The organism is Brunnivagina elsteri CCALA 953 (genome assembly GCF_002289455.1).
Taxonomy (GTDB): Bacteria; Cyanobacteriota; Cyanobacteriia; order Cyanobacteriales; family Nostocaceae; genus Brunnivagina; species Brunnivagina elsteri.
This window is the reverse complement of the sequence record NZ_NTFS01000290.1, coordinates 1-8,502: the sequence shown is the minus strand read 5'-3', so window position 1 is coordinate 8,502 and position 8,502 is coordinate 1. Positions and strand designations below refer to the sequence as shown.

Annotated in this window: 6 protein-coding genes and 1 pseudogene; 6 read left to right on the top strand and 1 reads right to left on the bottom strand. The window is 37.2% G+C overall.

Annotated features, from left to right (window positions below; genetic code table 11):
- The first annotated feature begins 127 nt into the window (after nt 1-127).
- Together CK510_RS21415 and CK510_RS21410 are read left to right on the top strand one after the other, a co-directional pair.
- The gene (locus tag CK510_RS21415; RefSeq protein ID WP_095723633.1) at nt 128-1,456 is read left to right on the top strand and encodes a hybrid sensor histidine kinase/response regulator; all 1,329 of its coding nucleotides are present in this window, start codon (nt 128-130) and stop codon (nt 1,454-1,456) included.
- Between the two features lie 30 nt (nt 1,457-1,486).
- A complete protein-coding gene (locus CK510_RS21410; RefSeq protein ID WP_095723632.1) occupies nt 1,487-4,066 on the top strand; it encodes a CHAT domain-containing protein in 2,580 nt (859 codons plus the stop codon).
- Nucleotides 4,067-4,125: 59 nt separating this feature from the next.
- On the opposite strand, the pseudogene CK510_RS21405 reads toward CK510_RS21410, so the two are convergent.
- Nucleotides 4,126-4,510: pseudogene (locus CK510_RS21405) on the bottom strand (hypothetical protein); the annotation flags it as partial.
- Nucleotides 4,511-4,973: 463 nt separating this feature from the next.
- Here CK510_RS21405 and CK510_RS21400 point away from each other — a divergent pair.
- The 4 genes from CK510_RS21400 (at nt 4,974) to CK510_RS21385 (ending at nt 8,251) form a co-directional block, all read left to right on the top strand.
- Complete coding sequence (locus CK510_RS21400) at nt 4,974-6,143, top strand: sulfate ABC transporter substrate-binding protein (RefSeq protein ID WP_095723631.1); 1,170 nt, start codon at nt 4,974-4,976, stop codon at nt 6,141-6,143.
- A gap of 112 nt (nt 6,144-6,255) precedes the next feature.
- The gene (cysT, locus tag CK510_RS21395) at nt 6,256-7,128 is read left to right on the top strand and encodes a sulfate ABC transporter permease subunit CysT (protein ID WP_095723630.1); all 873 of its coding nucleotides are present in this window, start codon (nt 6,256-6,258) and stop codon (nt 7,126-7,128) included.
- A complete protein-coding gene (cysW, locus tag CK510_RS21390; protein ID WP_095723629.1) occupies nt 7,115-7,960 on the top strand; it encodes a sulfate ABC transporter permease subunit CysW in 846 nt (281 codons plus the stop codon). The genes cysT and cysW overlap by 14 nt, the downstream gene beginning before the upstream one ends.
- Nucleotides 7,961-7,984: 24 nt before the next feature.
- Nucleotides 7,985-8,251, top strand: a complete 267-nt coding sequence (locus CK510_RS21385) for an NIL domain-containing protein (protein WP_095723628.1) — start codon at nt 7,985-7,987, stop codon at nt 8,249-8,251.
- The last annotated feature ends 251 nt before the right edge of the window (nt 8,252-8,502 follow it).

The following is an 8,502-nucleotide window of genomic DNA, read 5'->3' as shown; positions in this document are numbered from 1 at the left end:
ATATTAGATATTATAGAGAGAGAAGATAAAAGTTATATCCCTTTTGTAGTTACTATTCGCGAGTTAGCAGATAATTTTCAAATAAAAAAAATAAAACAATATATACAAAATATTAAAATTGAAATAAATGACTAAATATTTTTTTGAAAAAGCGAAAATTTTAATAGTAGACGATAATCAAAACAACCTCAAAGTTTTGTGTGATGCGATCGCAGATTCTGGATGGGAGATTTTGGTTTCGCTCGATGGGGAAAGTGCAGTTGAACAAGCAGAATATGCTCAACCAGATTTAATACTACTAGATGTAATGATGTCGGGAATGGATGGATTTGAAACTTGCGAAAAACTCAAATTTAATTTGATAACTCGCGAGATTCCTATAATTTTTATGACAGCACTTTCTGATACAATTGATAAAGTTAAAGGTCTCTCAATCGGTGGTGTTGACTATATCACAAAACCATTTCATACCGAAGAAGTGTTAGCAAGAATTAACATACATCTAAAACTCTATTCTTTAGCAAAGCAACTTGAAGAACAAAAAATAGAATTAGAACAGCGTGTTGCAGAACGAACTAAGGAATTAACTCAAGCAGTGGAGGATTTAAAACAATCACAACTCCAATTAGTTCAGAGCGAAAAAATGTCAACTCTTGGTCAATTAGTTGCTAGTGTTGCCCACGAAATTAACAATCCAGTTGGGTTTATTATGGGGAATTTAAGTCATTTAGCAGAATATACCTCGAAACTGATAAATCACTTGCAAATGTATCGTCAACTTTATCCCGAAGCTAATGAAGAAATTAATAAAAATGCTCAACAAATTTATTTAAATGATTTGATGAAAGAAACACCAGAAATTATATCTTCAACAGAAGTTGGGATTGAGAGAATTTTCAATATTAGTACCAGTTTGAAAAATTTCTCCCGTTCTGATACTTCTAGTAAAATTGAATTTGATATTCATGAAGGCATTAACAGTACTCTGATGATTTTGAAACATCGACTCAAAGCAAATAAAAAATATCCTCCCATAGAAATTATTAAAGAATATGGAGATTTACCACTTGTTAACTGCTATCCCGGACAAATAAATCAAGTATTTATGAATATCATTGCTAATGCGATCGATGCTTTAGAAGAATCGGTAACAAATGCAGAAATAAATCAAAAAAATCATCATAATTTGAATATTACTATTACTACAATAGTCGAATATGATAATAACTGCGTCAAAATTTTGATTCAAGATAATGGTTTAGGAATGGATACAGAAACGCAAGAACAAATATTTGATAAATTTTTTACAACAAAAGCAGTTGGTAAAGGAACAGGATTAGGATTATCAATTAGTCGTCAAATAATCGAAGAAAAGCATCAAGGCAAAATTTACTGTAATTCCGTGTTGGGAAAAGGTATGGAATTTGTAGTTGAGATACCAATCAATACTTTGTAAAAGATTATTTTTTGGTAATATATTGAAAACATGAATAAATATTTCAGCCTATTATTTTTTCTACTATTTTTTTCAGTTGATTCTGCATCAGCTAGGGTATTTATTAATTCACAACAATCTCCAATTAAACTCCGTAATGATGACAGCTTATTTTCCCTTACTCAAAAATACGCAGACATCTCCAAATCTGTTCTTGAACAAGGTAAAATTAGATTTGAAGCAGGACAATTTGCCGAAGCTGCTAATATTTGGCAACAAGCAGCAATTGACTTTGAGCGTCAAGGTGATAAACTCAACCAAGCATGGAGTTTAAGTTATCTTTCCCTTGCTTATCAAAATATGGGAGACTGGAAAAAAGCGGAAATTGCAATTAACGACAGTCTAAAACTTTTACAGACTTCCCATCAATCTGCCAATTCCGCAGTATTAGCAGTAATATTAAATACGCAAGGTAGTTTAAGTATAAGTACAGGGAAAGCAGAAGCAGCGCTAAAAAGCTGGCAGAAAGCAGAAAAAGCCTATATAGCAGCAGGAGATAAGATTGGTGAAATAGGTAGCAAAATAAACCAATCCCAGGCATTACAAGCAATGGGTTTGTACAGTCGAGCCAAAAAATTACTACTTCATACTAACGAACAGTTGCAACAACAGCAGGATTTACCGCTAAAATTCAAAGCTTTACGAAGTTTAGGAGTTGCAATGCAAGTGATTGGTGATTTGAAGGAATCAGAAAAAATATTAGAAGATAGTTTAAAAATAAGTGAAAAACTGGGTTTAACAGGAGAAAGTAGCGAAATTCTCTTTAGTTTAGGAAACACCAAACGCAGCTTAGAGGATATTCAAGCAGCACTAGATTACTATCAGCAAGCAGCAGATATAGCAACCAATCCACGAGTAAAAGTAGAAGCACTGCTCAACCAGTTGAGTTTGTATGTAGAGAAATTACAAAATGAACACGCTGAAGCATTAATACCACAAGTTGCAACAGAATTAGCAAATCTTCCTCCTAGTCGAGCATCAATTTACGCTAGAGTTAATTTTGCTCAAAATCTTTTGGAATTAGCAGTAAAAAATTCCAGAAAATATCAGCAAGCAGCAGAAATTTTGGCAACTGGGATAAAACAAGCTGAAAATTTAGGAGATTTACGTGCGAAAGCTTATGCATTAGTTCAACTAGGTAAATTAAATTCGCGATCGCAACAATATGATGAAGCTTTAAAATGGAGTCAGCAAGCATTAAAAATTTCCCAAGAAATAAATGCTACAGATATTTCCTATCAAGCAGCTTGGCAAATTGGACGTATTTATAAACAATTAGGAGATAAGGAAAAAGCATCTGCTGCCTACAAATTCTCTATAGAAAATCTCAAGTCATTACGAAGTGATTTAGTTGCAATAAATTCTAACGTGCAGTTTTCCTTTAAAGAAAGTATTGAACCTGTTTACCGTGAATATGTGTCATTACTACTGGAAGAATCCAACCCAGGAGAAAAAAAGCTCAAAGAAGCAAGAGAACTAATTGAAGCACTACAACTTGCCGAACTTGATAACTTTTTCCGTGAAGCTTGCACTGATATCAAACCGGAAAACATTGAAAAAATCGACAAAAATGCTGCGGTAATATATCCAATTGTCTTACCAGATCGTCTCGAAGTAATTTTGTCAGTACCAGGGAATAAATCGCTTTCAAAATATCGAGTAGCTTTACCGCAAGTAGAAGTCGAAGAAACCATCAAATTAATGCGACAATCCTTGAACCCAACATTTTCCAATCAAGAGCGATCGCAACTTTCACAAAAATTATATAACTGGTTAATTCGTCCAGCAGAAGCAGAATTATCCCGTCACGACATCAAAACCCTAGTATTTGTCCTTGATGGTTCACTGCGTAACCTACCAATGGCAGGATTATATGACGGCAAACAATACCTCATCCAAAAGTATAATACAGCCTTATCGCCAGGATTGCAACTAATGCGATCGCAACCCAACCAAGGAAAAAATCGTCGAGTCATAGCAGCTGGATTAAGTGAAGCACGTCAAAATTTTCAACCCCTACCAGCAGTGAAATCAGAACTAATGGAAATTACCTCAACATTTCCAGGAACACAACTTATAAACGATAAATTTACCAATTCAAAACTAAAAAGTGCCATTAAATCAATACCATTTACTATTTTACATCTTGCTACCCACGGACAATTTAGCAGCAAATCAGCAGATACTTTTATTGTTACTTGGGATGGACAAATTAACGTTAAAGAACTCGATGAATTATTAAAAATAGGCATCGAAAACGAATCCACACCAATCGAATTAATGGTTCTCAGCGCTTGTCAAACAGCAAAAGGAGACAACCGCGCTATATTAGGTTTAGCAGGATTTGCAGTGCGTTCAGGTGCCCGTAGTACCCTGGCAACATTATGGGCTGTACAAGACGAATCCACAGCCAAATTTATGATTGAATTTTACAAACAATTAAGTAAGCCAAATATTTCCAAAGCCGAAGCATTACGAAATACCCAACTAGCATTTTTAAACGATACAAATAAAGATTTACAACATCCCTTTTACTGGACACCATTCGTATTAATTGGCAATTGGTTATAGTAAATAGTTAGGAATTAAAAACCCCAAATATCCCACCTCCTCTCTGCATCTTTGCGTCTACCTTTCTTGAAATCTCTAAACATCTCTTCGTCTTGGAAAGTTTGGCGGGACGGAAGCCGACACCGCCAACTTTCCGCTATATCAAATCTTTGTTTATAGGCTGAGATAGCAGACTTTAAACTATCAAAATTTGTTAAGATAAACCATCCATATGAACGGTGCTACTCCGTTAATTTTACGTTTCCATTTACATGCAACATTAAAACTAAAAAATCCCTTGCTTTTAGTTACCTTAACCCCCTTGATGAAAAATGAAACTCCCGGTACTAAACCTAAATTATTTAACTTCAAAATTTTCTCTCTTACATATGGATTCTCATGTTCTTTTAGCGTTTTCAATAGGCATTCTTTTTGCTCTTGAGAAAGATGGTTTTTTGCTGGCATATGGCTGAGAAAAAGCTTAGTTACTTAATTTCCTATTATACAATCAAGCTGCGTAGCAGCTTACGGAAACGGTCATGCGTAGTTTGGAGGGGGGTGGTTGGAAAAGTACCAGTAATGGTAACTCGCTGGCTACCTACCCTACATTAAGCACGGTTTTGAAGACCAACGGGGTTGGTGACAACCTCGTTGAGTTTTACTAGTGTCAATACCCCGATTTCTCTGTGGCAGATGAGATTAGTTAAGCGATCGCATTGTGAATTGTAGATATAGCACTGGCAAGATGCTTACAAAACTAAACATACTTACTCCAAAATTCCGTTTTTTTTGAGAATCAACACATTCTCTACCAACAAAATGTAGATTTACTCTTGAAGTTTTGCCCACTTCTGTGTAATCTATGACCATAGCTACAAAATACTTAATGCCCATATGGTAGCCGTAGATTCAGAAGGAGAAACAAAGAATGAGCTTGTGGCAGCATCAGCGAAGGTTATTGCAACTTGTAAATCAGTGCAAAAGCATAGTTAAATTGGGATTTAAATTCAATTTCTTAAAAAGTTTTGTATCTTTATTTTTAGTTGGAACAGTTTTAAGTTTAACACTTGCTGCCTGTTCGGGTGGTAATGCGAACAATTCTAGCGCTGGGGATTCTGCCGCAACGCCAAATGCAACTCCTGCCTCTGCGAAAGGGCAAGATGTACAACTAACATTAGTTTCCTTCGCTGTAACTAAAGCTGCTCACGAAGCGATTATTCCTAAGTTCACGGAACAGTGGAAAAAAGAACACAGCCAAAATGTTACCTTCAAAACTAGTTACGGTGGTTCGGGTTCGCAAACTCGTGCAGTGATAGATGGCTTGGAAGCAGATATTGTTCACTTGGCACTGGCATTAGATACCAAAAAAATTGAGAAAGCTGGATTGATTCAGCCTGGTTGGGAGAAGGAAGTACCAAATGACGGTATAGTGTCCAAATCTGTAGCTGCTTTGGTGACACGGGAAGGAAATCCCAAAGGCATCAAAACCTGGTCAGATTTAGCAAAAGATGGTGTCAAATTCATCACCGCAGACCCGAAAACCTCCGGGGTTGCTCGCTGGAATTTCTTAGCTTTGTGGAATTCTGCTATCAAGGCTGGTGGGGATGAAGCGAAAGCAACTGAATTTGTTGCCAAAGCCTATAGTAATGTACCAATTCTGACAAAGGATGCACGGGAAGCGACTGACGCATTCTTCAAACAGAAGCAGGGGGATGCATTAATTAACTACGAAAATGAGATTATCTTGGCAGAGCAAAAGGGTGAGAAGGTGTCTTATGTGATACCGGATGTGAATATTTCTATTGACAATCCGATCGCAGTTGTCGATAAAAATGTGGACAAGCATGGAAACCGTGAAGTAGCTGAAGCTTTCGTGAAATATTTATATACACCAGAAGCACAGCAAGAGTTTGCCAAGGTTGGATTCCGTTCTGTGGATGAAACCGTAGCTCAAAGCAAGGAAGTTAAAGACAAGTATCCCGTAGTCAAAACCTTGGGAACAGTTGAAGATTTCGGTGGATGGGATGCTGCACAGAAGAAATTCTTCGAGGATGGTGCTATTTTTGACCAAATTCAAGCTAAGAAGAAGCGTAGTTAGAAACCAATCTAGAGACGCGATAAATCGCGTCTCCAATGTAATGTATATTGCCCATCTGTCATCGTTCGACTGAAGCTCTTCCGAAGTCCAAAACCCAAAATCCTAATTCCCCATGACAATATCATCAACCGATCGCAGATTTCGGACTCCCCAACCTGTTTGGAAAAAGTTTCTCAGCCCATTGATTGGAAATAGCTGGGCATGGCGAATTAGTGTTGTGTACTTAACAGTTATGCTGTTAATACCAATAATTGCCATGTTCTTTAAAGCGAGTAGCGAATCTCCAGCTAGTTTTTGGAGCATTGCCACAAGCGATGTCGCACTCTCAGCTTATGATGTCACTTTTACTACAGCTTTGGTAAGTGCATTAATCAATGGGGTGTTTGGAACTCTTTTGGCTTGGGTACTTGTTCGGTATGACTTCCCCTTGAAAAAGCTAATTGATGCTTCCATCGATTTACCATTTGCCCTGCCAACTGCTGTAGCAGGTTTAACTCTAGCGACTGTATACAGCGAAAATGGTTGGATTGGTTCCTTGTTTGTACCCTTTGGAATTAAAATATCCTTTACCCGTTTGGGTGTTGCGATCGCAATGACGTTTATTTCTCTTTCCTTTGTGGTACGAACCGTGCAACCCGTACTCCAAGAAATGGAAAAGGAAATGGAGGAAGCAGCTTGGAGTTTAGGAGCAAATCAATTGCAGACATTTACACGGGTAATTTTACCTCCGTTGCTGCCTGCGATTTTGACTGGTGTGGCTTTGGGATTTTCCCGCGCAGTCGGGGAGTTTGGTTCGACGGTAATTATTTCGTCGAATACCCCGTTTCAAGATTTAATTGCACCGATATTAATTTTCCAGCGTTTGGAACAGTATGACTATTCTGGTGCTACCGTCATCGGAATTGTGATGCTGATAATTTCCTTAGTTATGTTGCTGGCAATTAACCTTTTACAATCTTGGGGAAGAAGATATGACCAAAAATAATTCTCAACCGAATCAACAGAAAAGTTGGGTTCCAAAATTACTGATTGCGATCGCACTGATTTATTTAGCTTTGGTTATCTATATTCCCACTGTAAATGTATTTGTCCAAGCTTTCAGAAAAGGAGTCGCACCATTTTTTGCTAACTTGACTGAACCCAATTTTCTCCACGCTGCTTGGTTAACTTTGGTACTGGCATTAATTGCTGTACCTGTAAATACAATATTTGGTTTGTGTGCAGCTTGGGCACTTACCCGCAAAAACTTTCGCGGAAAGGCTTTTGTTTTGAGTATTATTGACCTACCTTTCTCGATTTCACCTGTAGTTGCAGGATTGATGATTGTGCTGCTTTATGGACGTAATGGCTGGTTTGGTAGCTGGTTGATAGAGCATGATATCAAGATTCTCTTCGCTCTTCCAGGTATAGTTTTAGCAAGTGCTTTTGTCAGTATGCCATTTGTAGCACGGGAAGTAATACCAATTTTAGATGAAATAGGGAAAGAGCAAGAAGAAGCAGCACAAACCCTTGGTGCAAATGGCTGGCAAATTTTCTGGCGTGTTACAGTACCCAATATTCGTTGGGGTTTATTGTACGGAATACTTTTGACGAATGCCAGAGCTATGGGTGAATTTGGTGCGGTTTCGGTGGTATCGGGAAATATTGGTGGTGAAACCCAAAGTTTACCTTTGTTTATTGAAGATGCTTATAAACAATATCAAACAGAAACTGCATTTTCAGCTGCGGTGATTTTGGCAATGTTGGCATTAGTGACGCTGGTATTAAAAGAGATTCTCGAACAGAAATCAGGTCATTCGACTAAAAAAGTTTCGTAGAATAAAAACGAGGTTAATTGGATTATGACTTCTCACAACACTCTTATAGACAAAAAAATTCGAGTTAGAATTCCCAGAGATTATCATGAGGAACCTGTTATTTCTCGTCTTGTTTCTGACTACGGTTTGGTTATTAATATTAGGGCTGCTATTTTGGGAGCAAATGCCGTTGGTGATGGTTGGTTTGATTTAGATTTACAAGGAACCAATCAACAAATTGAGCTTGCTATTACTTATTTACGTAATTTAGCTTTGGAAGTTTGGGATAATAACCAGAGTTATATTTGGTAAATAAGTTGATTTATTAGACGCAAATCTCAGATTTTAATTCCTCTCTATTGACTTAGGGAACACCAAGAAATAAATCCTCCAATATTGTAGGGGTGGGGTCTCCCCACCCTTATGCATGATAGGGTTGGTAAATATATGATTTGGAGATTTTATTTTCTGGAAGTCCCTTACCTTGATACTTCTCTATTTCTATTTTTAGGTATAGGAATTCATAAATTAGGTAAACAAAAAATACTCCTCTAGGGTAATTT

Bases quoted from the DNA above. Each gene is read 5' to 3' on its own strand.
- CK510_RS21415 (WP_095723633.1), top strand. From the start codon at position 128: ATGACTAAATATTTTTTTGAAAAAGCGAAAATTTTAATAGTAGACGAT.
- CK510_RS21410 (WP_095723632.1), top strand. From the start codon at position 1,487: ATGAATAAATATTTCAGCCTATTATTTTTTCTACTATTTTTTTCAGTT.
- CK510_RS21400 (WP_095723631.1), top strand. From the start codon at position 4,974: ATGAGCTTGTGGCAGCATCAGCGAAGGTTATTGCAACTTGTAAATCAG.
- cysT (WP_095723630.1), top strand. From the start codon at position 6,256: ATGACAATATCATCAACCGATCGCAGATTTCGGACTCCCCAACCTGTT.
- cysW (WP_095723629.1), top strand. From the start codon at position 7,115: ATGACCAAAAATAATTCTCAACCGAATCAACAGAAAAGTTGGGTTCCA.
- CK510_RS21385 (WP_095723628.1), top strand. From the start codon at position 7,985: ATGACTTCTCACAACACTCTTATAGACAAAAAAATTCGAGTTAGAATT.